General features: G+C 40.2%; 22 protein-coding genes, 1 tRNA gene and 1 pseudogene. 14 read left to right on the forward strand and 10 right to left on the reverse strand.

The window, feature by feature from the left end; translation table 11 throughout:
* Positions 1-16 precede the first annotated feature (16 nt).
* The 4 genes from ilvD to atpD form a co-directional block, all read right to left on the reverse strand.
* Positions 17-1,714 carry a dihydroxy-acid dehydratase gene (gene ilvD, locus WAE59_RS08485; protein WP_337855522.1) on the reverse strand — a complete coding sequence of 566 codons (1,698 nt, stop codon included), beginning with the start codon at positions 1,712-1,714 and terminating at the stop codon, positions 17-19.
* 68 nt (positions 1,715-1,782) lie between these two features.
* Complete coding sequence (locus WAE59_RS08490) at positions 1,783-2,673, reverse strand: branched-chain amino acid transaminase (RefSeq protein WP_337855523.1); 891 nt, start codon at positions 2,671-2,673, stop codon at positions 1,783-1,785.
* A 603-nt stretch (positions 2,674-3,276) separates the two neighbouring features.
* On the reverse strand, positions 3,277-3,519 hold the full coding sequence (gene atpC / locus WAE59_RS08495) for an ATP synthase F1 subunit epsilon (RefSeq protein WP_337855524.1): 243 nt from the start codon (positions 3,517-3,519) through the stop codon (positions 3,277-3,279).
* Between the two features lie 10 nt (positions 3,520-3,529).
* The gene (atpD, locus tag WAE59_RS08500; RefSeq protein WP_337855525.1) at positions 3,530-5,032 is read right to left on the reverse strand and encodes a F0F1 ATP synthase subunit beta; all 1,503 of its coding nucleotides are present in this window, start codon (positions 5,030-5,032) and stop codon (positions 3,530-3,532) included.
* 238 nt (positions 5,033-5,270) lie between these two features.
* Between atpD and WAE59_RS08505 the strand changes: the two genes are divergently transcribed.
* The 3 genes from WAE59_RS08505 (at position 5,271) to WAE59_RS08515 (ending at position 7,019) form a co-directional block, all read left to right on the forward strand.
* The gene (locus WAE59_RS08505; protein WP_337855526.1) at positions 5,271-6,176 is read left to right on the forward strand and encodes an SDR family oxidoreductase; all 906 of its coding nucleotides are present in this window, start codon (positions 5,271-5,273) and stop codon (positions 6,174-6,176) included.
* A gap of 205 nt (positions 6,177-6,381) precedes the next feature.
* On the forward strand, positions 6,382-6,846 hold the full coding sequence (locus tag WAE59_RS08510; RefSeq protein WP_337855527.1) for a peroxiredoxin: 465 nt from the start codon (positions 6,382-6,384) through the stop codon (positions 6,844-6,846).
* Between the two features lie 99 nt (positions 6,847-6,945).
* Positions 6,946-7,019 (forward strand) — tRNA-Arg (locus WAE59_RS08515).
* Positions 7,020-7,747: 728 nt separating this feature from the next.
* On the opposite strand, the pseudogene WAE59_RS25850 reads toward WAE59_RS08515, so the two are convergent.
* Positions 7,748-8,536: pseudogene (locus WAE59_RS25850) on the reverse strand (recombinase family protein); the annotation flags it as partial.
* Complete coding sequence (locus WAE59_RS08520; protein ID WP_337855528.1) at positions 8,517-8,669, reverse strand: hypothetical protein; 153 nt, start codon at positions 8,667-8,669, stop codon at positions 8,517-8,519. The gene WAE59_RS08520 and the pseudogene WAE59_RS25850, both read right to left, overlap by 20 nt.
* 808 nt (positions 8,670-9,477) lie before the next feature.
* Here WAE59_RS08520 and WAE59_RS08525 point away from each other — a divergent pair.
* The 5 genes from WAE59_RS08525 (at position 9,478) to WAE59_RS08545 (ending at position 16,762) form a co-directional block, all read left to right on the forward strand.
* The gene (locus tag WAE59_RS08525; RefSeq protein ID WP_337855529.1) at positions 9,478-9,684 is read left to right on the forward strand and encodes a hypothetical protein; all 207 of its coding nucleotides are present in this window, start codon (positions 9,478-9,480) and stop codon (positions 9,682-9,684) included.
* Positions 9,685-9,893: 209 nt separating this feature from the next.
* A complete protein-coding gene (locus tag WAE59_RS08530; RefSeq protein WP_337855530.1) occupies positions 9,894-10,331 on the forward strand; it encodes a plasmid mobilization protein in 438 nt (145 codons plus the stop codon).
* 17 nt (positions 10,332-10,348) lie between these two features.
* A complete protein-coding gene (locus WAE59_RS08535) occupies positions 10,349-11,563 on the forward strand; it encodes a relaxase/mobilization nuclease domain-containing protein (protein WP_337855531.1) in 1,215 nt (404 codons plus the stop codon).
* Between the two features lie 10 nt (positions 11,564-11,573).
* Positions 11,574-13,643 (forward strand): conjugal transfer protein MobC, encoded by a 2,070-nt coding sequence (mobC, locus tag WAE59_RS08540; RefSeq protein ID WP_337855532.1) that lies wholly within the window; start codon positions 11,574-11,576, stop codon positions 13,641-13,643.
* Between the two features lie 248 nt (positions 13,644-13,891).
* Complete coding sequence (locus tag WAE59_RS08545; RefSeq protein WP_337855533.1) at positions 13,892-16,762, forward strand: lantibiotic dehydratase; 2,871 nt, start codon at positions 13,892-13,894, stop codon at positions 16,760-16,762.
* A 17-nt stretch (positions 16,763-16,779) separates the two neighbouring features.
* On the opposite strand, the gene WAE59_RS08550 is transcribed toward WAE59_RS08545, so the two are convergent.
* Together WAE59_RS08550 and WAE59_RS08555 are read right to left on the reverse strand one after the other, a co-directional pair.
* Positions 16,780-17,502 (reverse strand): LytR/AlgR family response regulator transcription factor, encoded by a 723-nt coding sequence (locus WAE59_RS08550; protein WP_337855534.1) that lies wholly within the window; start codon positions 17,500-17,502, stop codon positions 16,780-16,782.
* Entirely contained in the window at positions 17,499-18,551 is a 1,053-nt protein-coding gene (locus WAE59_RS08555; protein WP_337855535.1) for a sensor histidine kinase, read from the reverse strand. The genes WAE59_RS08550 and WAE59_RS08555 overlap by 4 nt, the downstream gene beginning before the upstream one ends.
* Before the next feature lie 126 nt (positions 18,552-18,677).
* On the opposite strand from WAE59_RS08555, the gene WAE59_RS08560 reads away from it, so the two are divergent.
* From WAE59_RS08560 to WAE59_RS08585, 6 genes are all read left to right on the forward strand, one after another.
* Positions 18,678-18,839: a hypothetical protein gene (locus WAE59_RS08560; protein ID WP_337855536.1), complete on the forward strand. Its 162-nt coding sequence runs from the start codon at positions 18,678-18,680 to the stop codon at positions 18,837-18,839.
* 73 nt (positions 18,840-18,912) lie between these two features.
* Positions 18,913-19,482, forward strand: a complete 570-nt coding sequence (locus WAE59_RS08565; RefSeq protein WP_337855537.1) for a GNAT family N-acetyltransferase — start codon at positions 18,913-18,915, stop codon at positions 19,480-19,482.
* Positions 19,483-19,783: 301 nt separating this feature from the next.
* Entirely contained in the window at positions 19,784-20,476 is a 693-nt protein-coding gene (locus WAE59_RS08570; RefSeq protein ID WP_337855538.1) for a helix-turn-helix domain-containing protein, read from the forward strand.
* Between the two features lie 69 nt (positions 20,477-20,545).
* On the forward strand, positions 20,546-21,103 hold the full coding sequence (locus WAE59_RS08575; RefSeq protein WP_337855539.1) for a Crp/Fnr family transcriptional regulator: 558 nt from the start codon (positions 20,546-20,548) through the stop codon (positions 21,101-21,103).
* Positions 21,104-21,325: 222 nt separating this feature from the next.
* Positions 21,326-21,790: a MauE/DoxX family redox-associated membrane protein gene (locus WAE59_RS08580; protein WP_337855540.1), complete on the forward strand. Its 465-nt coding sequence runs from the start codon at positions 21,326-21,328 to the stop codon at positions 21,788-21,790.
* Positions 21,791-21,869: 79 nt separating this feature from the next.
* Positions 21,870-22,190, forward strand: coding sequence for a hypothetical protein (locus tag WAE59_RS08585; RefSeq protein WP_337855541.1), 321 nt, complete (start codon positions 21,870-21,872; stop codon positions 22,188-22,190).
* Between the two features lie 44 nt (positions 22,191-22,234).
* Here WAE59_RS08585 and WAE59_RS08590 read toward each other — a convergent pair whose 3' ends face one another.
* Both WAE59_RS08590 and WAE59_RS08595 read right to left on the reverse strand, forming a co-directional pair.
* Positions 22,235-23,710: a TlpA family protein disulfide reductase gene (locus WAE59_RS08590; protein WP_337855542.1), complete on the reverse strand. Its 1,476-nt coding sequence runs from the start codon at positions 23,708-23,710 to the stop codon at positions 22,235-22,237.
* A gap of 3 nt (positions 23,711-23,713) precedes the next feature.
* Entirely contained in the window at positions 23,714-25,093 is a 1,380-nt protein-coding gene (locus tag WAE59_RS08595; RefSeq protein ID WP_337855543.1) for a RagB/SusD family nutrient uptake outer membrane protein, read from the reverse strand.
* Position 25,094 lies beyond the last annotated feature (1 nt).

The raw sequence follows: 25,094 nt of genomic DNA on the forward strand, positions 1-25,094 counted from the left end.
GTGGGTTTGTAAATGATTAATGGGTGTAAGCATCAGTTACACAGCCTTCGCTGGCATTGCTTACCTGTCTTAAGTATTTATATAGCACACCTTTAGTTACAGGTGGCGGCAATTGTACCCAGGCTTTACGGCGTGTTTCCAGCTGTTCATCGGTCAGGTGTACATCTATGGAGTTGTTGACTGCATCAATCGTGATGATGTCGTCATCATGTACCAGGGCAATGTTTCCACCGTCCCATGCTTCAGGAGTGATGTGACCTACTACAAAGCCATGTGTACCGCCTGAGAAGCGGCCATCTGTGATGAGGGCTACCGATTTACCAAGGCCTGCACCGATGATCACCGAAGTTGGTTTCAGCATCTCAGGCATACCCGGAGCGCCTTTAGGGCCAACTTGTCTGATCACGACTACATCTCCGGATTTTACTTTCCCACTTTGGATACCAGCAATCAGGTTCTGCTCGCCATCAAATACCCGCGCAGGGCCTACAAATTTTTCTCCTTCTTTACCGCTGATCTTCGCTACTGCACCTTTAGTTGCCAGGTTTCCATACAGCATTTGAAGGTGGCCGGTTTCTTTGATCGGATTTTCTACCGGGAAGATGATCTTCTGCGTTTCAAAATCAAGATCTGCAGCATCAGCTACGTTTTCTGCAATGGTTTTTCCAGTTACAGTCAGACAGTCGCCATGGATGAGTCCAACTTTCAACAAATATTTCATCACCGCAGGTACACCACCGATATCGTGTAAATCTTCCATCAGATAGGTTCCGCTAGGCTTCAAATCGCCCAGTACCGGAGTGGCGTCACTTATTTTTTGGAAATCTTCCAGTTTCAAATTAAGTCCTACAGATTTTGCTACTGCAATCAGGTGCAATACCGCATTAGTAGATCCGCCCAATACCATTACGATTACAATCGCATTGTGGAAAGCTTTTTCTGTCATGATATCTGAAGGGAGAATATTTCTTTCCAGCAGAATCCTGATGTATTTACCAGCTTCTATGCATTCATTCTTTTTCTCTTCACTGGTAGCAGGGTGGGAGGAGCTGTAAGGCAAACTCATGCCCAATGCTTCTATTGCCGATGCCATGGTGTTTGCCGTGTACATACCACCGCATGCACCTGCACCTGGACAAGCATTTCTGATCACACCCTGGAAATCTTCTTCTTCGAGATTACCCGCCAGTTTCTGACCTAAAGCTTCAAAAGCAGAAACGATGTTCAGGGATGCACCTTTGTATTTTCCGGAGTGGATACTTCCACCGTATACCATAATGGAGGGGCGATTTAAGCGGCCCATCGCCATCACAGAGCCCGGCATATTTTTATCGCATCCAGGTACCGTGATCAGTGCGTCGTAGTATTGTCCGCCGCAAATGGTTTCAATTGAATCTGCAATGACATCTCTGGATACCAATGAATAACGCATGCCTTCAGTTCCGTTAGACATCCCGTCGCTCACACCAATAGTACCGAAGGTTAGTCCCACCATATCATTTTTCCAGACACTTTCTTTCACAATCTGAGCAAGGTCATTCAGGTGCATGTTGCAGGTATTTCCATCATAACCCATGCTGGCGATACCGACCTGTGCTTTGTCCATGTCTTCTTTGGTTAAGCCGATCCCGTAAAGCATGGCTTGCGCCGCTGGCTGTGTAGGGTCTTGTGTGAACGTTTTACTGTATCTGTTGATTTCTGGTGTTTGTGACATATTAGGTCTGTTGCTTGTTTTGTTTTAAGGTGTGTTCTTTATATAATGGTTGCTATCTGCTTACTATTTTAAATAATCACTTCATAGTTCTGTTTTTCCAATACCAGGCATTTGTAGGTGCGCTGGATGGTTGCGCCAACACTTTCCGTCCATTTGACCGGGAAGTTGTAGTCTTCCACTGAGGCGATGCCCGCGATTTCTGTAGCCGTTCCACAGAAGAAAGCACTGTCTGCATGTTTGAGGTCTGTTACACTCAGGTGCTTTTCTATGACCTCTATATCAAGGATGCGGCAAAGTTCTATGACTGTGGCACGGGTGATGCCCGGTAGTATATTTCCAAGAGGAGGGGTATACAAACGTCCATTCTTTTCAATAAATATGTTCGCTCCCGGAGCTTCAGCGATATTGCCGTTCATATCCAGCAATAAAGCTTCATCAAAACCTTTGGACTTTGCCTCAGTAGTAGCCAGGATCGCATTGGCATAATTGCCGCTGATCTTGGCTTCCATTGGAGTCGATTTAGGACTCGGCCGTTCATAGCTGGAAACGCATACCTTCAATAATTTATGTCCGAGGTAAGCATCCCATTCCCAGGCGCAGATCATGATGGATACATCTTTATTGGCAACCAGGGACATATTTGGAGCGGCATAGATCAAAGGACGGATATAGGCATCTTTCAAATTGTTCAAGGCCAATAATTTATAGGTCTGCTTGATGAGGTCATCTACATCCCATGGGAAAGGCATGTGGATCAGTTCTGCAGAGCGTTTCAACCGTTCGAAATGCTCTCTTGCTTTGAAGATGCGCGTTCCGTTGTGTGTATGGTAAGCGCGGATCCCTTCAAACACCGCGTAACCATAGTGAAGCGACTGACCATATAAACTGGTCGTCGTTTCGGCAGCTTGTTCAAACTTGCCGTTGAGGTATAATATGGTATTTGGGTTGAAGTATTGCATTTCGGGTTTTTCTATTTTATTGTTCTTTGTATCATTAAAAAAGCGCCACTTTTGGGTGGCGCTTGATCTATTTTATATTTTAAATATTTCATTTACAGCGCCTTTTCCTTCTGAATAACCAGCAGAAGAATTACATTAATAATGACAATAATTAAGACGTTGATGGAAAGGTTCATTTTGTATTTATTTAGTGTTGCTTTCTAGAATCCAATTTAGGTGTTGTAGTCTAGACTAGCAATAGGTATAAAAAAATAATTGAAAAAAAATATAATTCTGTTATTTGTTTTAAAATTAAAATATAGTTCTTAAAAATACATATAACTCGTATCTTAAAGTGGATGCTTGTATACCAAATATGAAATCGGTATTCGGTATAGGTATTATGCAAGCATTGTAAAATGGTTCAAATTCTTCCTAAAATGGTTCAAGTGTTGTTAAAACTTGCTAAATCTACTGTTGGCTGTTCCAGCATTATAAACACGCTATCCTCACTGCGGAAAGCCGATTGTTATTGTCAGGTTAAGCCCGTAAAGGGGATTACTTCGGACCAAAAAAAAGCCCTTTGAAATTTCAAAGGGCTTTTAATATGATATGATTTAAATATTAAGCAACCCCTTCGGCTAGAACAATAATTTTGTTTTTTAACACTTCGACTACACCACCTTTAATAATAAAGGTATTGTCACCGACTTTGCTTTTCACAATCACTGGTCCGTCTTCTAAAGTTGAAATAATAGGGGCATGGTCTCTCAGAATCTGAAAAGAACCCATGGTACCCGGTACAGTAACTGCTGTTACTTCGCCTTCAAAAACTTTCTTATCTGGGGTTAATATTTCTAATGTCATCGTTCTAATACTAGTTTGCTTCCGCTAATAGTTTTTTACCTTTTTCTATCGCTTCTTCGATGCTTCCAACAAGGTTGAATGCAGCTTCCGGATACTCATCAACTTCACCATCCATGATCATGTTGAATCCTTTGATGGTATCTTTGATGTCAACCAATACACCTTTAAGACCAGTGAACTGCTCTGCTACGTGGAAAGGCTGAGACAAGAAACGCTGAACACGACGAGCGCGGGATACAACCAGTTTATCTTCCTCAGAAAGCTCATCCATACCTAAGATGGCGATGATATCCTGAAGTTCTTTATAACGTTGTAAAGTTTCTTTAACGCGTTGAGCTGTGTTGTAGTGCTCATCACCCAATACTGCCGGAGATAGGATACGTGAAGTAGAATCCAATGGATCCACCGCAGGATAGATACCTAGCTCAGCAATTTTACGAGACAATACTGTAGTTGCATCCAAGTGGGCGAAGGTAGTAGCCGGCGCCGGGTCAGTTAAATCATCCGCAGGTACATAAACTGCCTGCACTGAAGTAATTGAACCACGTTTAGTAGAGGTAATACGCTCTTGCATCAGACCCATCTCCGTTGCCAGAGTTGGCTGATAACCTACCGCTGAAGGCATACGACCCAAAAGTGCCGATACCTCAGAACCTGCCTGAGTGAAACGGAAGATGTTGTCAACGAAGAAAAGGATATCTTTTCCAGCGCCTTCGCCATCACCATCACGGAAATATTCAGCAACAGTCAAACCAGACAGGGCAACACGTGCACGTGCACCAGGAGGCTCATTCATCTGACCGAATACCAATGTAGCTTTTGATTCTTTTAATTTTTCAGTATCTACTGTCTTCAGGTCCCAACCACCTTTTTCCATTGAATGAAGGAAGTCTTCACCATAGTTAATTACACCAGATTCGATGAACTCACGCAAAAGGTCATTTCCTTCACGTGTACGCTCACCCACACCGGCGAATACAGATAAACCAGCATATGCTTTCGCAATGTTGTTTACCAATTCCATGATCAACACGGTTTTACCAACACCCGCACCACCGAACAAACCGATCTTACCACCTTTAGCATAAGGCTCCAATAAGTCGATTACCTTGATACCTGTAAAAAGTACCTCAGTTTCAGTAGAAAGCTCATCAAATCTAGGAGGAGCATTGTGGATCGGACGACCACCAGTTTTGTCAACTGTGTTGATACCATCGATAGCTTCACCTACAACATTGAATAAGCGACCTTTAATTTGATCACCTACCGGCATTTGGATAGGAGCACCAGTATCTACTGCTTTCATTCCACGAACCAAACCATCAGTTGAGTCCATCGCGATCGCACGAACACGGTCCTCACCAAGGTGTTGTTGAACTTCTAAAACGACTTTCTGTCCGTTTTCTTTTGTAATCTCTAATGCAGAGAAAATTTGAGGTAAATGAGCATCGTCAGCAAAACTCACGTCAACTACCGGTCCTATAATCTGCGCTATTTTTCCAATGTTAGGCATATATTGTTTTGGGTAAAATTATAAATATCAATTTGTTAAAGGCTGTTTTAAGAGCCCACAATTCGGTTTGCAAAGTTAAAATTTTTAAACAAGAATTGTATATATAAATAAAAAGTTTTTCCACAGTTTTTTTATCGATATTTAGGCAGCAGGTCATAAAGGCGTAACTCCTTGCTTTTGAGCGCTTAAATTCTGCTTATCACCGCATGGGAATGTTTAAAAACAGAAAATATAATTGATGAAAACCATATTGATCACAGGAAGCAATGGCCTTTTAGGTCAGAAGATTACAGAACGGTTATTGGCAACCGGACAATTTAACTGGGTTGCTACATCTAAAGGGGCTAACCGGTACCCGGTAACCGAGGGTTATACCTATGCGGAAATGGATATCCTGGATCCGGAAAATGTAAAGGCTGTCATTGAACAATATCAGCCTGATGCGATCATTCATACGGCCGCCATGACCAATGTGGATACTGCTGAGGAACAGCAGGAGCTGGCGCACCGGCTGAATGTTGAAGCGGTGCAGACACTCATTGAACTTTCAGAAAACCACAATATACAACTGATACACTTGTCTACTGATTTTATCTTCGATGGTGCAGAAGGACCTTACGACGAACTGGCGGCGCCCAATCCGCTGAGTTATTACGGCCGTACCAAGCTGGAGGCAGAAGAGGTTATTAAAAACTCCAAATGCAAATGGGCAATCTTACGGACCATTTTAGTATACGGGATAAGCAGTGACATGAGTCGCAGCAACATCGTCCTTTGGGCAAAGGGCGCATTAGAAAAAGGTACGCCGATCAAAGTGGTCAATGACCAGTGGCGTATGCCCACATTGGCAGAGGATCTGGCCGATTGCTGCCTCTTAGCTGTAGAACATGATGCACAGGGCGTTTACAATGCTTCCGGGAAAGACTTTATGAGTGTAGCGGAGTTGGTACACCGGGTGGCAGATTACTGGAAACTGGATAAATCCACAATTACAGAGGTCAGTTCTTCAACTTTAAGCCAGGATGCCCGTCGCCCTGCACGTACGGGATTCATCCTGGATAAGGCTATTGCTGATCTGGGCTATCAACCCCGATCCTTTGAGGAGGGTTTAGCTCTGCTCGACCAGCAGGTCCTAACACGATAATCTCCCCAAGATACTCGTTCGTAGAAGAGACCTTGAGTTGCTCTGAATAAAAGCTGATGTAACAGTGCAGGCATCTGCTCACAAAATACACACCTCAGTCACACTTTCTTCACAAAAAGGTACCTGTTTGTAGGTTTGTTGTGAACTAGGTGTGAGGAAAGTGTGACTATGCCTATATTCGTACCTTAATTTAACTCCAATTACTATGGCATTACAGATAGGCGATCAAGCGCCGGATTTTAAGTTATTCAGCTCCGAATTGAAAGAAGTATCTTTAGCAGATTACCAAGGAAAAAAATTAGTGATCCAGTTTTTTCCAATGGCTTTTACAGGTGTATGTACTGCACAGCTTTGTACGATGAGAGATAGCTTTGGCTATTATGAAGGTATGAATGCTGATGTTGTAGGGATCTCTGTAGATTCACCTTTTACACTGGCTAAGTTCAAAGAAGACCAGGCTTACCAGTTCCCATTGCTTTCAGATTTCAATAAAGAAGTATCTAAAGCTTTTGGTGCTTTTTATGAAAATTTTGTGTTCAATTTGAAAGGTGTTTCTAAAAGAGCTGCATTTGTAATTGATGAAGAAGGAAAAATTATTCATGCAGAGGTATTGGAAGATGCGGGTAACATGCCTGATTTTGATGCAATTAAAAAAGTGATAGAAGCATAGTACTGCTTTTTAGTAAGTAATGCTTGAGATTATTTTCAGAAATAGTTTGTTATTTCAATTTCAAGCATTACTTTTGCAGTCCGTTAACGAAACGGAAATGCATTTGTAGCTCAATTGGATAGAGCATCTCACTACGGATGAGAAGGTTTGGGGTTCGAATCCCTACAAGTGCACTTGAAGGGAGAATTGTAAAATTCTCCCTTTTTTTGTCTAAAAAAAGCAGACCTAAGTCTTTCATTTTCTGGTAGTTATGAGATAACATCGGCATCATCGTGGGTGTTCGATAACTACCGCTTTCATAGTAAAGATTAGAGTCGAACACCAAGTCCAAGAATTCCCTTTTTTCTAATGTATCTGATTTTTCATAAATCTCTCTGAAATTGGAGAGGTAGGAGAGATGTTGATTGAGAATATTGTGTACGTCTTTTTTATTTCCTTTGAGTCTAAGAATCGCTAGTTCCAGCGACTCAATGTTGCTTTTATATTTATTACTCCATTTGCTGTAAGTTTCTTTGTCTATGTCATTTCTGATATATTTTTCTTCAACTGATAGCAATAGTTCTGATTCTTTTCCGAGTTCTATTTGCTTTTCAAGCAATATTTTTTTACTGCTTTCCATTGCCTTCTCAATTTCTTGAGTTGCAGTATTTCTGATTTTTTCAACTTTAGATATTGGAAGACTCATCAATTCGCATATCTGACTCATTTGCTTGTGCGCATTGATTGCACTGATGTTGTTGTGCTTAGAAAATCTACATTTGTAATAGTAAAAATATCTCCCTGACTTGCCTTTAGATGCGGCTCCAGTTAGTGGATTTCCACAGTGACATTTTAACAAGCCACGTAGAGGTATATTGTCATCAATGATTGTTCTCTTTTTACCCTCAGTTTGGAACTTACTTTGAACCATTTTCCAGGTGATCATTTCAATGATAGGTTCGTGGATTCCAGGAAACAAACCTCCTGGCAGTTCTTTATATTGCTCTGTTTTGATTAGGCCAGCATATACAGGGTTTTTTAATAAACGCTCGATTACAACGTTACCTTTTCTATCGTAGCCCATTTCTTTTGCTTTCTCTTTAATGAGATAGAGCGGTACATTTCTTAAGTAGGCCTCGAATATGAACCGGACAATTTGCGCTTCTTTTTCATCAATAATTAACCGCCTGTCCCTGGGTTCTCCTATTTTTTTGTAGCCAAATGGAGAAATTCCGAATACGAACTTACCCTCTTTAGCTTTTTTAGAATACAAGCCTGATCTGATTTTAATGCTTCGATTAATATTGTCCTCCTCGGCCAATAATAGTTGAAGGCCTGCTCTGAAGAAGCTGCCGGGAGTGTTATAATCAAATTCGATTCCTTCTGTTACACTCACGATCTGTATTCCGTATTTTGATTGTAAGTTCTTCACCATGCTCATCGCTTCACCTGCATCTCGACTGAAGCGGTCAAGCTGATCTACTAAAAGCAAGTCAACCTTCTTATGGTATAATGAAATGAATTCCTTAAGCTTAATAAAATCAGGTCTGTCAAAAGTTTTAGCACTTTTTCCCCGGTCGATGAAAGTATCAACCAGGTCGATATTGTTGAACTGAATATATTGATCAGTGACCAGCCTTTGTCGCTCAATTGAATTTTCACTTTGCTTCTTGTCACTAAAGCGGAGGTATCTAATCGCTCTCTTTTCCATACAACTCTGATAAGGTATTTCTTACTATAATTCTAACTAATAAATTTAGTAATTTTTCTTCTTTTTTGCATTGATATTCAAGTATTTCTTTCTCTGCTGGTGTTAGTGCTTGTTCCTGATTCCCTTCTTCCATCCTTATTCAATTTTTTGGTGTAATGGCCGCGCATAAATTTTGTTATGATGCAATGATCTTAAATTGTAGAGCTTGTTATACGGAAGTTTTACCGGTGGTACCGGAAAATAAATAGTTCTGTTCGCCATTTCGAACGCTAGAGATATAGTGGCACATTGTGAATTGCATGAATTAGATTTAAATAAAATGAAGGACATTGTACAGCATGATTATTTTAGCATGCTAAAGTCTTCTTGAGAAGAGCTGAATATAAAGCATCATCATTATTGCAGGACAGCACGACAAATTATCCAAAATATCGATTTCGAAGCAGATGGACCTAAGTAGGAAAATTGAACTGATTTAGAATATCATAGTAACAAGTGGGACAATCATAAAACTATCGAAGGATTCATTAAGAAGCAAAAGAAAGTAACTGAAGTTCTACTTAAATCAATTGAACGTGCATCGACTAAATGCACCGTTTGTAAACAACAGACTATTGTATATCTCAATCCAATTATCGAGCAGCATTCTACAGGATTCAATCTGGTTTTAGGGTACGAAATTGACACAATTAAGTGTATGTTCTGCAAATCGAATATAAGTGACGCACCAATTTTAGATAGCTGGGGTGTGAAATTTAGCGAAATTACCCGGCCCTGTGTAAACTGTGAAGAAGCGATTGCATTGTCGGGAATGGTCTACGCGATGACTGTCAAACTACAATAAATTCCCAAACTTTGCTGTTTTAACACCACTACCGAGATTTAATCCGAAAGTATCATTCTGCATCAGCCCACCTTTGACTCATTCAAAAACATGGGTTATGAAAGAAAACACAGCAGAAACACTTGGCCAAAAATTCAACGGTAAATACTATCCCCAATTTAAAAAGGTAAGGACGGAACCACGTCAAAAAATCAGACAAAAACTTCGCGGATTTTTTCCCTTGCACTTAGAACTATTTGCCGACAGTCTTCCTCAGCATCAGAGTATTTCCAGACGAAATACAGGACTTAATCCGAGTCTTTAGAAGCTCACTAACTAAGATTTTATTTACATGCATTTTTCCTTGGTATGGAGTGTATGCCGCCTGTTTCTTTGGCGGAGTGAAATGTACGTTTGTGATACAAACGGTTTTCACCTCTGTGCTTCGGAACTCAGCGGAGGATTAGAAAAACAGTCGGAACTCGGTTTTTCTGACAACTATCAAGCACATGGAAATTGCACGTCAATTTGATTATGAAAGAAAAAGATCTACCTAATAAATCTGAAAAGCGCACCCAATGGATGCACATCAGACTTACGCCCAAGGAACTCGAAAAATTACGTAAGCGGTGTAATGCCACAACGAGCAGAGACATGAGCAGTTACATCAGAAACGTGCTGCTCAGTAAACCTGTAACTGTGATTACACGGAGCCAATCTATGGATCAGTTTATTGAAGAATTGATATTTCTCAGAAATGAACTTAGTGCTATCGGTAGCAATGTCAACCAGCAGGCAAAGAAAATAAATAGCATTCCTGAGCATCCAGATTTAAAGCTGATCATGACAAGTTTCAGGATTCTGAAAGTTCAAGTGGATGGGAAGATCACTCATATTAAAGACAGGTTGAATCAATTCGCAGACCAATGGTTACAAGAATCATCAGCGGTAGAAGCATCAGAGGTGCAATAAATTATAACGAACGTAAGATGGAACAGGGTAGGGCTACCTTCTTAATGGCAGAGAACTACTTGAAGGATTCTGGAAGTTTGAATGCATTAGATAAATGGTTTGTATTGAAACATAGGGCTGAGCTCAATGAGCGCGTAAAAACAAACTGTGTTCACATTTCCCTCAATTTCGAGACAAACGAACAAATTTCATCGAATAAAATGCAAGAGATTGCCAGGGATTATATGGAGCGGATAGGTTTCGCTGCGCAACCTTATTTAGTTTACAGACATAAAGATGCAGCACATCCTCACTTGCACATCGTTAGCACCAATATTAAAGCCGATGGTTCCCGAATCAGTTTGCACAATCTTGGACGGGATGCATCGGAAAAAGCTCGGCAAGCAATTGAATTGAAATATGGACTCGTAAAAGCAGAGGGACGTGGGAGAGATGAGGAACTAATGGCTTCTCCATTAAGCGATTTAAAGAAAATAGAGTACGGTCGGGATGAAACGAAGAAGTCAATCACTCAAATTGTCAATGCAGTAGTTCAGAAATATAACTACTCCACTCTAGCGGAGCTTAATGCCATTCTGGGTAGATTCAATATTTATGCTGATCGAGGTCACGAACGATCGGGTATGTTCAGTAAAAATGGGCTGCTTTATCGGGTCATTGATCAGGAAGGGAACAAATTAGGCGTCCCGCTTAAAGCAAGCAAAATTGCCGGTAGACATACTCTGTTAAGCTTGGAAAAGCGTTTTGCCAAGAATAAGGTTAGGCGTAAGATCTTGGCCAGTTCCTTGAAGCAAAGGATCGATGAAGTTTTAAAATCTACTTCATCTTTAAATGAATTTGAATCCAGACTTTCTGATCAAAAAATTGAAATTTTATACCGGAAAGGTAAAGGTGGACAGGTATACGGGCTCACCTATATTGATCATGCTAGTCGTTCAATATTTAACGGGAGTGAATTGGGTAAAATATATAGTGCTAAAGCTTTGCTCGACCATTTTTCAGTTAAAGAGTCTATAGGGTATTTGCCTGGAATACAGTCAAACATAGGGGAATTATCATCGTCTCATTTGACTCGTGGAGAAGAGAAATCGATAGATTACTTACAGCCTCCATCGGCTACAAATTATTTAGATCTACTTTTTGGTAAAGTGGACGACAACCAGCCACCAGTGCCAGGCAGAAGAAAGCGCCGTAAAAAGCGTCGCCAGCAAGAACATCAAATTAACCTATAAAGGATAGTATATGAATACAGGAGAGGACGTACAAGGTTTGCGAAAGATCATCGACTTCACACGATTGATCAGCATCTTCATTTTAGCCATACATTTTTATTTAGCCTGCTACCAGGCATTCCAAGTATGGGGATGGACGACAGGGCTTGTCGATCAGTTGGTAGCAAATATCGTAAAGACAGATTTATTCAATGGAATAGTCAAGCCAAAATTGGCGGCGTTGTTGGCATTATGCATATCATTAGTAGGCTCGAAAGGCAAAAAGGAGGAGTACCTTAGCGCAAAAAGCATAGTTGCCTACTTGCTTAGTGGTTCAGTGGTTTATATGACCAGTTCTTTGGCGCTATACCTGTCTATCGGTATTTCGCTCAAAGCGGGCTTGTATATAGGCCTGTCCTCTACCGGTTATTTACTCATACTAGTGGGTGGCAATTATCTTAGCCGCCTGATTAAGAATAACCTCAATAAGGATGTGTTCAATTCGGATAACGAGACTTTCCCGCAGGAAGAACGACTGTTGGAAAACGAATATTCGGTCAATTTACCTGCGAAGTACAAGCTGAAAGGAAAGGTGAGGAATAGTTGGATTAACATAGTCAACCCATTTCGATCGACCTTAGTGTCGGGATCAGCGGGAGCGGGTAAGACTTATTTCGTAATCAGACATGTGATAGATCAACACATAAAGAAAGGCTTTTCCATGTTTTTATATGACTTCAAGTACGATGACCTAAGCAGCATTGCTTACAATTCGCTACTTAAGTACAAAAACAATTACCAGATCAAACCTAAGTTTTATGCGATCAATTTCGATGATATCCAGCATTGTTGTAACCCACTAACCCCAGAAACAATGGAGGACATCACAGATGCCGCAGAGTCCAGCCGTACCATTATGATGGGGCTGAACAAGGATTGGTTGAAGAAGACGGGTGATTTCTTTGTGGAGAGTCCTATTAATTTCCTTACCGCTGTAATTTGGTATTTAAGAAAATACGAGCATGGTAAATATTGCACGCTGCCTCATACCATAGAATTGATGCAAGCAGATTATGACCCTTTGTTTGCTGTGCTACAGGAAGAGCCTGAAATTCAGGTACTAATTAATCCCTTCATCTCGGCCCTCAGAAACAATGCTCAAGCTCAGTTGGAAGGTCAAATTGCAAGTGCGAAGATTGGTCTGGGCCGATTGTCTTCACCAAAGCTGTACTATGTGCTATCCAGAAATGATTTTACTTTGGATATTAACAATCCTAGTGAACCTAAGATCGTTTGCATGGGTAACAACCCGCAAAAAACGCAAATTTATGGAGCAGTTCTTTCGCTGTATGTGAATAGACTGCTAAAGCTTGTGAATCAAAAAGATAAATTGAAGTGCAGTCTAATTTTTGATGAGTATCCCACCTTGGTTGCTGATATTGTGCCGACGATTACTACTGCCAGAAGTAATTTAGTTGCAGTCACATTGGGCATACAATCTGTTGATCAATTGAAGAAAGAATATGGGGCTGAACAGGCTGATATTATTTCTGGAATATCAGGTAATATAATCAGCGGTCAGGTGACTGGTGAAGGAGCAAAGAAGCTTTCGGAAACTTTCGGTAAAATTATGCAGGACAGGCAAAGCATGAGCATCAATAGCAATGACGTTTCAATTTCTAAGTCGACGCAAATGGACAATGCAATTCCTGCGTCTAAAATAGCAACGCTATCTTCAGGCGAGTTTGTGGGATTAGTAGCTGATAGCCCTGACGAAAAGATAAGCCTCAAGATGTTTCATGCAGAAATACAGAATGATCATATCGCAATAAAAAAGCAAACTGACCAATATAAACCGATACCTAAAGTTAGGCAGGTGAGCCAGGAGGATATCGCGGAGAACTATCAAAAAATTAAGAATGATGTGGCGTCCCTTTTGAATGCAGAACTGGAAAAGATCCGCAAGAAACATGAGCTTAGTAAGAACGCCACGAGCAGCAGTTTAAGGGACAACCTGGCTAATCCAGTAAGCCAAACTAGAAAGATAAAAACACGGAGAAAAGCGTATACCAAAGCTAATGGTTTGACCAAGCCCGATTAATCTCGTTTTTGATGGAGCAGTATATGTGAATTTAACTTTGGATTTAGCAGAAATATAAGGTTGAAAAAATGCCATTTGACTAGATTTGAACATTAATTTCAGAAATTATACGAATTTGAAATATTAGGTTAGCAATCACCCGTTTGTAGGGATAAAGTCTTCTATCGTGAGGATGTATCATTGTTAAAATACTGTTTAATAAGGTTTTGTGTTTTTGATTTAAGTCTTTTTTGGGGCACTTTAGCACTATGGATGCTAGAAAATTTTCATTTTCACCCAAGATGGTGGTCAGAACTCCAGCTATGCCTTTCACGACATTCAACCCTAATGGTCTTAGGAATATATTGTTGAATGTGAATTTCCAGTACGCTTTATCAGAAGCCAGTCCTGTGTTATTTGATGCGTTGAAGAAGTGCGGTTTCGAGTATCAATCGATGGGCGATGAATTATTAACCAGCACTTTTAATTATTACAATCGGATGTGCTATCGGCCAACACCATTCGGTGCTTTTGCTTCAGTTGCTTTATCGGAATGGTCGAGAAATACAAATTCAATCATACTTCAAGGTCAGCAAACCAAAATCAATATTCCGGCCTTTAGCGGTATAGAAGCGCTGCAAGATTTCGACCAAGATGATGTTTCCATATATGCAAATCCCTCCATTTATGAGGTTGGGGGACAGATACGATATCTTTTTCGACAAGTACAGACGGATGGTAAGCCCTCGATTTTTAAGATGATGAAAATGAGAAAATCGGTTGCGCTATCTAAATTGCTCAAGTACATCAAGCTACCTAAGTTAAAAAATGAGGTGATTGATTTTTTAGCTAACGATTTGAAGCAAGAGAATGGGACTGCAGTATTGAACTCCTTTTTTCAAAAACAACTGCTGTACCATTCTTGCATGCCCAGTCCTACTGGACTACATTATCACAAGCTACACGATACTAAGGTCAAGAATGATTCGATATACTCCATTACGTATCACGATCAACAAGGTAGTTTATCCTATGGACTACAAAAGCATATCCTTGATGGTCTATCAGCATTACAAAAGCTCAGTCCCGAGTATCATTCATCGGAATTGGCAGCATTTGCAGAGAAGTTCTCGGCAAAATTCGAATCTCAGGAAATAGAGCTGATGAGAGCAATCGATCCTCAGGTTGGGGTTAGTTATCTGGGTACTGAAAAATCTAGCTCTACTGGTGAATGGCTAAAGGATTTAGGTAAGCAGAAAGAGGATCCGCTTTCTGCTGTACGTTGGTCGGCGGTAAGTGCTTTACTACTTAGGAAAATTACTCATGCAGCAAAAGAACAATCGGCGATAGTTCATATAACGGACGCGGAGATAGCTAATTTACCAGACCGCTCGAAAAACTTGAACTGTCCTCCTTCATTGTCCGTCATGTTCCGATTTGCTGGTAAGGAATTGTACATCGAACATGCAGGGGGTTCCAGTGCGATTAATTTAGTTGGACGATTCTCCCACCAACAGTATGTTTTGGATGAACTTAAGAAGGTCTCGGAATTTGAGCAATTAAACAATCCGGATGTTATTTTTGCTGAGATTTCTGCGCTCGATAATGCTGTAACTGACCACATCAACAGTCGCCAGCACATTAGAGAATATGAAATTCCCGTCTTGGTCAATTCTAATCTTTCCGAAGAAAAAGTAATTTCTCTGGATGATTTGCTCGTTAAAGTCGTCTCAGGAAGAGTCGTTTTACGCTCAAAGCGATTAAAAAAGGAAGTTATTCCTAGACTAGCAAGTGCTTATAATTATAGGCTCAGCAATTTACCCATCTTCCAGTTCCTGGCTGACCTTCAGTTTCAGGACCTGGACTGCCATTTCTCTCTCGATCCGGAAAATTATCTGCCGGGTCTAAGCCATTATCCTCGTATTAGTTACAAGAACGTGATACTTTCTCCTGCTAAATGGATACTGACAAAATCAGAATTGGAAATGTTAAAAACCGGTAGCGCGGGGTTGAGAAGCTTTAGAGCAAAAGCGCAAGTTGAAAACGTTCCTCGATTCTTTGCAATTACTACGCATGATCGGCAATTGGTTTATGATTTAGATAATGATCATTCCCTAATATTCTTCCTTAATTATTGCAGGTCCCAGGTAAGAGTTGTCCTGCAGGAATTTTATTTCCCTGACAAAGAATATGCAATACGAAATTCAGTTGGTGAATGCCATCTGGCCCAATTTGTCGCGCTGCTGTTAAATAATGAAACGGTTTACAAAAATAGTACTGGCTTTTCATGTCGTCGGATTAGAAAAGACAACCTAATTCATTTGCCTCCGGGGGAATGGCTCTATTTCAAAATCTATGGACATGAAGAAACACTAAACGCTTTCTTGAATGACCCTAGTCTGCAAAGGAAGCTTAGGAAACATAGAAGACATGGCAGTATTACCTGTTGGTTTTTTGTGCGTTACCGTGATCCTGGAAATCACCTTCGCTTACGAATTAAGGTAAATAAAAACTCATTCGTAGATTTTGCCGGCTGGGTTTCAAGAATAATCAAACGGTTCATGAAACAAGGACTAGTGACGGACTACCAGCTAGCAACGTATAAACCAGAATTGAATCGGTATGCCATGGCCGGAATGGACAACGTAGAAGCGCTTTTTGAAAGCAGCAGCGATCTAATTTCTGCATTTAATACGATTCGGCCCGCAATTAATCAGATTTCCTTCGGTTTATTGTCCATTTCTTTGCTTTTGACTGGACTATTTCGCAGTTTCGAAGAGGGACTAAAGTTTCTACAAAACATGAACAATTGTATTGTCAGGACTAAGATGGAAAGACTAGCGCTTGATCGCTATTATCGTGAACAACGGGGAAGAATTGTCTCAGTTATGGAAAATCAAGAACAATATTTGACGGAATCATTAAGGACTAAATTGGAGGATTTCTCATCAAAATGCATAAAGATTTCCATTTGCAGGAAGACCATCAGCGCAGGAAGCTATACGCAGTTAGCTGCTGACTTGATTCACATGCATGTTAACCGGCTTAATTTCGAAGCAAATCCCAATCTTGAAAATAATTTGTATCATTTCCTACTGAAGCTCTACAAAGGTCAAGTAGCCAGGCTTCGAACTTGTTAGGCAGGCAACTTTTATGCTTAGTTATTGAGCGTATTAGAATCCAGATAGCTGAAGAAGTTATCCTTATAGCTTTGGCCGATGGAAACATCGGTTCCATCCTTTAGGATTACCCTATTCCCTTCAACTAGCTTTATGAAAACGGTGTTAATTATAAATGATCTACTTACACGAATCACGTTTGTACCGCCGAGTTTTCGTTCAACACTCTTCATCGAATGATATATGATTTTAGGACTTTCACTAGATGTGGTATAGATCTTCACGTAGTTGAGCATGGCTTCAACATATTTTATCTCCTGGCTCATAACTTGAATGTATGTCCCTTTTACGCTCGCTTTGAGGAATATCGGTTTATTGACAGGAAGGTGGGGTGTATTGGACAAGAGTCTGCAGACATGCGTCGCTGTTTTTAGAAAGGTTTCAAAAGAAAATGGCTTGAGTAAATATCCCGCGGGATGTAAATTGAAAGCTTCTAACGCATATTTTTCATGTGCGGATACAAAGATAACTTGAATTCCACTGTTTGCCATTTCAGCTAATGAAAGCCCCGACAATTCTGGCATATCAATATCCAAGAATGCTACATCCGGTGCATTTGATCCGGTCATAATATTGAGCGCATCTAGGGGGTTTTCGTAACAGCCACTAAGGGCTAGGTTTGGACTTTTATTAATGTATTCGCTAAGTGTATCTAAGGCATGGGTTTCGTCGTCTACGACAATAGCTTTATAAATCTTCATGATAAATGGAGCGTTAATTTTAACTGATATTGATTTTCTGAATTATCGATTTTTAGTTGAAACTGATTTCCATATGCAGTGACCAGACGTTGCGTAGTGTTTTTCAAACCTATACCATAACTGAATGGTGATATGTTTTTTCTTTTTTTGTTGTTGATTGAAACGGTCAATGTACTATCCTTAATGATGCAGCTAAATTCGGCCGGAGACTGTATGTCTTTTAGATCCGCATATTTCAATACGTTTTCCGCTAATGTTATAAGCGCCAGGGGTATAATCTGGAGTTGATCCGGATCACCACTAACAGAGAAATTCAGATGAAAGTGCTTTGGGTTTTTCAAACGACTAACATCAAAAATAGCGTTGATATGTTGCAGCTCCTCAGAAAGCATCACTTTCCCGTCGGCCGGTGTGCTCAGGCTGTAGCGCAGAATGTCCGATAGACCAATTATTGTTCGGGCAGCTTCCTTGCTTAAACTCTGAACACTGCTATAAATGAAATTCAACGTGTTGAAGAGAAAATGTGAATTGATCTGAGATTTCAGGAAAGCATTTTCCACAGTCACAAATTCACGTTTTGTAATCTCCTGCTGTGCAAGGTCTCTTAACCTTTGTTGTTCCAATAGCAGTACCTCTTGCTGCCTTTGGCTCGCGTTTAATGCATACCAGTAACCGAAACTTAATCCGGTAACATGGATAAACCGCCAAATGGTGTCTTTCAAGAACAAGGGATAAGTTTCATAGGGATTGGTAGTAGCAACCTGGTATGCTGCAAACAGTTGTACCAGTACATATTTGATGAGGAGAAAACTAAAGAATTCAATTGAGATTAAAACTACTCCTGCTAGGAGTCGCTGGACATTTGAAGGAAATTTACTGGCAGATCGAAGAACGACCAATGCGTTGAGATAGAATAAGCCCAGGTTTATCAGTAGGTGCCAAAAACCGTCCCAGAAGTTAATGATGTGATTGGTATAGCTATAAAGCATACCTGCTTCATAGCTATAATAGGCGGCAATAAATAGAATATGCCCTCCTATGGTTCTCATAGATGGCGTTAATTTCATAATAAGGGATTGATATCGACAATTTAAGTCTTTATATAATATACTGGCAGGTTTATATAAGAAAATTTACGATTTCGTGGCTTTGCTCTAATTTTTCAAAAAAAAGTCATGAAAAACAAGAAACAGAACCCCACCCACAATGATCTGCTCCTCGCAGAACCAGAAATGATCTTCGAGATTCAAAATAGTAATACAGATGGCCCAATTGAAGAGGATCCAACTACTACTTTAGCCACTAAAACCTTCACGCATCTGATTACTATCAGGTAAATAAAGAACAGGGCATCAAATAGGCCTGCCAATTGGAATAATTAGTTACATGGAATATTATTAATTTAGATTTATGGCACTAAGTGAACAGGATAAAGAAAGGATCATCGAAATTCTATCAAAGGCATTTGGTGATAACCTGAGTATAAACTACATCGTTAAACAGGATGCGCACAGAGAAACCCGCATACGTCGCTTGATGATGTACGCGCTAGAAAATTGTACCCGGTCTGGTAGGGTCATTCTTAGCCCTGGTAAAGATGCTTGCTCCTTAGTGCTATTGCCTCATACTAAAAGATTTTCGCTAGCTAGCCTTTGGCTTGATGTATTGTTAATTATCCAAGTGACAGGTCTTTTTAGCTTTTGGAAAGTGATGGAAAGGGAAAGACAAATTGCTAAGCAGCATCCCAAATCCGAATTCTACTACCTGTGGTTTATTGCGGTTGATCCAGCTGTGAAGGGGGAGGGGAAAGGTACTGCTCTCTTGAGACAGCTAATTGAAGAGTCAGAATCGCTCAACCTCCCTTTTCACCTGGAAACCTCAACAGTTATAAATCTACCCTGGTACCGGAACTTTGGATTTAAAATCTATCATGAGCTCAACCTCGGCTACTCACTTTTCTTTCTGAAAAGAATATCATAATTTATTTGGATTGGTTACGGGTTAATCACCCCTTAGACGCTTAAAATCTTTCCCTATGTTTGTACTCGGTTCTGAAATGCATCTTTTGACTTTTGTGTTTTTATTAATGGAGCTTGTTTTCTTCTTTTTTCAGCTATGGTACTATTTCGCCTGGCCGAAGGACAAATCTCGATTTTGGTATCTAATTCTATTGGGATTGCTGATCATTTACAATTTAACTGGTGGATTATTCCCGGATGAACAGTATAGTTGGATTTCAATTCGGCTACAAAACATAATTGCGTATGGTAGCGGCTTCATTATGGCTTCTTATTTCCCGTTCTATTTTTACAAGGCATTTGATTTAAAGGGATTGCGTTTTCACGCGGTATATGGCGTGCCGCTGTTTTTACTGCTGCCATATATACTTTGCTTTTGGATCTTTTACGCCTGGACAGGCGATTTGGAGACCGCTGTGCGCTATGGGATGGTAGTGCCATTTATTTACTCACTTTATTTGCTTTGGGCCATGCGAAAAGCGATACAATTGAAGTCCATTGACTTGAATCGAAATGGCATTTACGAATCCAGTTTGGAAATGAATGCGGTCTACTTAGCGGTCGCGCCCTGGGTCTGTATGTCTGTCTTTTCGTATTTTCAGGTTTCCCAATGGCTAGAAGTCCTCGCTACAAACCTAGGCCTTATCGTGATTACCATATTATTCATGCTGCGGTCGGTTAGATTTGAAAGGCTTGAGCGGGAGCGTCTGTTAGCTTTGGTAGCTAGAAATAAGCAAGATATACAGGATTTTGAGACTTCCTGTCTCGCTTTTGGCTTGAGTAGAAGGGAGCAGGAAATTGCGGCTCCCCTTTGTGCCGGCATGACATACAAACAAATTGCGGCATCCTTATACATTTCAGAAAAAACGGTGGACGCACATGTCCGGAGAATATTTTTTAAAACCAAAGTAAACAAGAAAATAGAATTAAGGCAGCGCTTAGGAGTTGCCATTTAGTTTTCTGCGCTGAATTTTTTAATGATGACACCAATATCCAATCAGGCATTTCAAAGGTTAATAGACGTTATGGAACGCTATTATCCATTAACTTTAGCATTCAAAACTGCATTGAAAGCTGTCCTTTACGAAGTAGAATATGTACACGGAAAAAGGATATTAAATGCAATGCAGACCCAACGTTGGGTCTGGTTTTTAATAGAAGGTTTAATTAGAGAAATATATGTTGATTCCGAATCTCTTACTGAACATACGAACTGGTTCTGGTTCCCAAATTCCTGTGTTTATACAGACCCTGGCTTATTTAGCCAAGAACCCTCGGAATCGGCAATTGAGATCGTCGAGGATTGTCGGCTGGTATGTATCAGTTACCGGGATTGGGTGGGTCTACGGTCCAATTTTTCCGAGGTAGATTATTTGACCGAGAAAATTCGGAGTAGTTATAGCCGAATTAAATATCACCATGTTCTCGAAAAATCTTATTTAACTACAGAGGCCAGATATTTGAAACATGAAATGGCACTGCAGCATTTGTTCGCCCGGGCAATGTTAAAGCATGTTGCCGAATACATGGGCATGGCTCCTGATACCCTTGGGAAGTTGCGGAAAAAGTTTTCCGGTAGGTAGAAGATAAATCCGACCGTCGTCTGATTTTTATCCGACCCGCGTCTGATTTAAATTGTGTTTCTATCCAGAACTTTAGGTTAATCAAATAACCCTATTATGAAAATCACTAAAAACCGATCTCAAGAAACTTTTTTCATTGTTTTTATTTTAAGGCGGGTAGTGGTCACTACCACTGCCTGTTTTTTGCCAGAGTCCAGTTTATAACCTCTCAACCCCGTGGCTATGAATTTCGTTAAATTAAAACATGTCAAATCACCTTCAACCTTCGAGAGAAATGTGATAGTTGTTGATATCATTTGTGCGCTTTTCATACTGCTATTTATTTATACCGCTTCCGATAAGCTATTTAAAATCCATGAATTTATTGGGTTCATGGGGAAATTAGAATTTATGAATGTTGCACCTGCGTTGTTTGCTTGGACTATTCCGGTTTTAGAGATCATCATCTCATTATTACTCCTTTTTCCAAGAACACAATTTAAAGGCTTATTAGCCTCGGGGATAATAATGATTGCCTTTACCGCTTATCTGATTTATATGAAGATGACAGCTGAGCATCTTCCTTGTCATTGTGGTGGAGCCATTAGCAAGCTTACTTGGGTACAACATATTTGGTTTAACATTCTTCTTATCCTGATTGCCGGTTTGGGGATACTTCTTTACCGGAGAAAGTCAATGGACACATGATATTTATGCGCGTAGATCAGGTTAATGCTGTATCCTGCGAAAAATACAGCTCTATTTTAAACTTTTAAACTTTAACAAAATGAAAAACTTTAAAAATTTAGCTTTCGGCTTGGTAGCAGGTGCGTTAGCATTAGGATTCAGTGCGTTCACAAATGTTCAGCCTGCTTCAGCAGATGCGAAATTCACAACTGCGAACTATGGGTATAACATAACAACCATGCGTTATGAATTAATCTCTGGAGAGCCGAGCACCTTATCCTGTGAGTTAGGTGGACGGAAATGTGTTGTGGTGTATGATTACTCGACACCTACGCCACCTGCATTTATCGATCAAGCCACCGGTGATGCTTCTCCAACTTACGGGGATTCACCAGAGACGAATTCTCATTACTTTGAGTAAATCGTTAAGTACCCTGCAACTAAGCAGGGTACTTACTTCATACATTATAAGTTGGCTTGTATCAACTTGATCAGTGCTGTGGCACTTTCAGGGTTTGACGATATTGGCCTGGTAGGTTCAGCAGAAATAAGGTTCCCCATCTTATCTACGACAATTAGCCTTGGATAAGTCGTTACATTATAGTGAGCGATGATTGGATGCCTGACTCCGAGGTCGCCAGTGTTCAAATCTACACTTCCGACATGAGAATATTCCAGGCTTTTTAAGGCTTTAATCCAGGATATTTTATTCTGATCTACATTGATCGTGATAAAGGCGACGTTTCTTTTTTTAAAGCTATCAATGATAGGACCCATTTCTTTTGAGAGTAGTTTGCAGGGAATACAACCCACAAACCAGAAATCTAGCACTACAACTTTCCCTTGAAAATCCCTCATCTTAAATTCACGACCTGACGAATCGGTTAATTCAAATTGATAAGCTAATTTTTTGGGAGAGTTGTTCTGGAGCAAGTTACTTAAAATCGAAAAATAAGGTGATTCTTTCTTGACCATAGGGGCTTTATGTGCCTCATCGTACGTATCCACGTAAGTTTTAGGTAGGTCGACAAGGGCTAGAACGGTAATGTGCGCTCTGATCTTTCCGTTGTATTTTCTTCTTATCATCCTGAAAAAGTCTGCGGCCCCGTTTTTATTGATCGTATTTATAGTTGTCTTTAAATACTCAAATTTAAATTTCTCCATTTTATAGAGGTAGTCCATTAATAAGGCAGAAGTATGTAGTTCTTCGGGATATTCATGCTGATCATCATGTATAAGATATTGGTAAAACTCTTTTGCTATCGAATAGTTATTAGACTTGATACCACTAAGAACTGCACTAATCATACGATTCTTTTTAGTTCCCAGGCAATAGTTAAAGAAATAGTCTCTCCAGCTTTCGTTTACTTTCCCTGTGTGGGACAATAATACTGCAGATTGTTCCTGAAAATTTAAGTCCACCATTTTCTTTATCTCATTCAAGTAATTTGGATCGTCATATCCTATATTAATTTTATTTATAGATCCAGCTAAAAACAGCTTCGTCTGCAGGTTGAATACTTCGGCGTCGCGTCCCGAAAAGACTAATGAATCGCGGAAAAATGAGCAATGAATCTTTTGCCTGGAACTGACCTTGAAAAAGTTCGTGGGCAGATAGACCGGCCCATATGATCGTCCTTGAATAGAATATTCAAAGGTGATATAACTAATTTCTGAAGGTATTTCTTGACGTATCCTAAAATTTCTTTGATCAATTTTGACACTGCCCTCTTTTTTTCCGGTCAATAGATTTATAGAAGAATAAATACTATGGGCAGAGATCTGGATTTCGGTGAATGGAGAAACCGCTTGATCCCCAATTGTGCCTATGATGTCAATGTAATATCGTGGGCCAGTATCAGGATCGCTGTTTTTAAAATTCTTACTTTTGGCGACCAGGCTGTACGTTACGAGTAAAGCCAGGATAGTTAAATTTTTCATCGTTTATCTCGGATTTTGTTCGATGTTACTAAATCTAATTTCTTGATTAGGTATTGGAAACACATATCGTGGATCATTAGCAGGCAAGGTATAGGTTGAATTGTTGATGGTTCTTGACAAAATAATATTTGCGCCATCACGATTATACCGCTTAAGATCCGACCATCTTACACTGCGCCATATCAATTGCTTTCTACGTTCTTGAATCACGAGCGAGAGAATGGTCGCGGGATCACCTGACGAGATGGGTTCAAATCTTGCACTATTGGCGTACCTTTTCAGTAACAATGCATTTAAGAAATTGAGGGCTTCAGTGCCAGAACCATTGCGCGCGAGGCATTCAGCCTTGATGAGATAGATTTCATCTGTGGCCAAACCTGTGAATGGATATCCTCCTATACTAATATAGCCGGGCTTCATGGTGATCTTGCCCAGCGCATTTGGTTTAAAAAATAATTGTTTCCGGAGATCATTTTCATGAAATAATTGGTATAATTCCGGTTTCACTTCATAGGAAGTTGAGGTCCGGGAGGTGATATTTGATGAATATGCGACGATATGGGTCGCGAAATAAATAACCTCTTCCGCATTCGCGCTAAATGGAAAGCTTGCTGTTTTGCTAACGGAATTGTAATCTATTAGTTTATTATTTATTATCAGGGTACTATCGCAATACCTGTTAGCGGCTTGGTAATTTCCCATGTACAAATAAATTCTAGCTTTAAGGGCAAATGCTGCCGCCTTGGAAGGCCGGTTTTTGTTCAGAATTTGGATGTTTGGCGCTAAAAGCTGGGACGAGGCACTTAGGTCGGATAACACCTGATCCATAGTAAGCTGTAAGGAAGATCTCTGGTTGATAACATCTATACCTGCACTAAGTCGAATGGGTAATCCCAGATCGGTAGGGGCAGTCTCAGGATTATAAGTTTTACAAAAATTTCGGGCTAAGTCAAAATATGCCCAGGCCCGTACAAATAATGCCCAACCTTTGACCCGATCGCTTTCTGTTTTGTCTGTGAAATTTTTAGATCTCAATACATCTAAGACACTGTTTGCTATAAATATAGATTTAAAGGGGACTTCCCAATCCAGAACCTGTTCATCTTCATATAAATCTTTTGTCCATATATATGCATTTCGTTCGATAGCTGTTGGCAAAGCCAAGTAACTTTCGGTACTAACAACGTTATATTCGTCCGCAGAAATCTGTGGCAAGCCAGCGGTCTTATTTATTGGCCCTTCATTTTCCAGAAGGCCACGTAATTCCGCCAATGTAGTCGGGGTGATAATATCTGAAGAAGGTTTTTTATCTAAAAATTCTTCCTTACATGACTGTATAGCAAAGCACCCAGCTATGCCTATTATAAAAATCCAGTTTTTCATA

Origin of the sequence: Pedobacter sp. GR22-6 (assembly GCF_037402555.1) — a bacterium.
Taxonomy (GTDB): Bacteria; Bacteroidota; Bacteroidia; order Sphingobacteriales; family Sphingobacteriaceae; genus Pedobacter.

Bases quoted from the DNA above. Each gene is read 5' to 3' on its own strand.
- ilvD (WP_337855522.1), bottom strand. From the start codon at position 1,714: ATGTCACAAACACCAGAAATCAACAGATACAGTAAAACGTTCACACAA.
- WAE59_RS08490 (WP_337855523.1), bottom strand. From the start codon at position 2,673: ATGCAATACTTCAACCCAAATACCATATTATACCTCAACGGCAAGTTT.
- atpC (WP_337855524.1), bottom strand. From the start codon at position 3,519: ATGACATTAGAAATATTAACCCCAGATAAGAAAGTTTTTGAAGGCGAA.
- atpD (WP_337855525.1), bottom strand. From the start codon at position 5,032: ATGCCTAACATTGGAAAAATAGCGCAGATTATAGGACCGGTAGTTGAC.
- WAE59_RS08505 (WP_337855526.1), top strand. From the start codon at position 5,271: ATGAAAACCATATTGATCACAGGAAGCAATGGCCTTTTAGGTCAGAAG.
- WAE59_RS08510 (WP_337855527.1), top strand. From the start codon at position 6,382: ATGGCATTACAGATAGGCGATCAAGCGCCGGATTTTAAGTTATTCAGC.
- WAE59_RS08520 (WP_337855528.1), bottom strand. From the start codon at position 8,669: ATGGAAGAAGGGAATCAGGAACAAGCACTAACACCAGCAGAGAAAGAA.
- WAE59_RS08525 (WP_337855529.1), top strand. From the start codon at position 9,478: ATGAAAGAAAACACAGCAGAAACACTTGGCCAAAAATTCAACGGTAAA.
- WAE59_RS08530 (WP_337855530.1), top strand. From the start codon at position 9,894: ATGAAAGAAAAAGATCTACCTAATAAATCTGAAAAGCGCACCCAATGG.
- WAE59_RS08535 (WP_337855531.1), top strand. From the start codon at position 10,349: ATGGAACAGGGTAGGGCTACCTTCTTAATGGCAGAGAACTACTTGAAG.
- mobC (WP_337855532.1), top strand. From the start codon at position 11,574: ATGAATACAGGAGAGGACGTACAAGGTTTGCGAAAGATCATCGACTTC.
- WAE59_RS08545 (WP_337855533.1), top strand. From the start codon at position 13,892: ATGGATGCTAGAAAATTTTCATTTTCACCCAAGATGGTGGTCAGAACT.
- WAE59_RS08550 (WP_337855534.1), bottom strand. From the start codon at position 17,502: ATGAAGATTTATAAAGCTATTGTCGTAGACGACGAAACCCATGCCTTA.
- WAE59_RS08555 (WP_337855535.1), bottom strand. From the start codon at position 18,551: ATGAGAACCATAGGAGGGCATATTCTATTTATTGCCGCCTATTATAGC.
- WAE59_RS08560 (WP_337855536.1), top strand. From the start codon at position 18,678: ATGAAAAACAAGAAACAGAACCCCACCCACAATGATCTGCTCCTCGCA.
- WAE59_RS08565 (WP_337855537.1), top strand. From the start codon at position 18,913: ATGGCACTAAGTGAACAGGATAAAGAAAGGATCATCGAAATTCTATCA.
- WAE59_RS08570 (WP_337855538.1), top strand. From the start codon at position 19,784: ATGGCTTCTTATTTCCCGTTCTATTTTTACAAGGCATTTGATTTAAAG.
- WAE59_RS08575 (WP_337855539.1), top strand. From the start codon at position 20,546: ATGGAACGCTATTATCCATTAACTTTAGCATTCAAAACTGCATTGAAA.
- WAE59_RS08580 (WP_337855540.1), top strand. From the start codon at position 21,326: ATGAATTTCGTTAAATTAAAACATGTCAAATCACCTTCAACCTTCGAG.
- WAE59_RS08585 (WP_337855541.1), top strand. From the start codon at position 21,870: ATGAAAAACTTTAAAAATTTAGCTTTCGGCTTGGTAGCAGGTGCGTTA.
- WAE59_RS08590 (WP_337855542.1), bottom strand. From the start codon at position 23,710: ATGAAAAATTTAACTATCCTGGCTTTACTCGTAACGTACAGCCTGGTC.
- WAE59_RS08595 (WP_337855543.1), bottom strand. From the start codon at position 25,093: ATGAAAAACTGGATTTTTATAATAGGCATAGCTGGGTGCTTTGCTATA.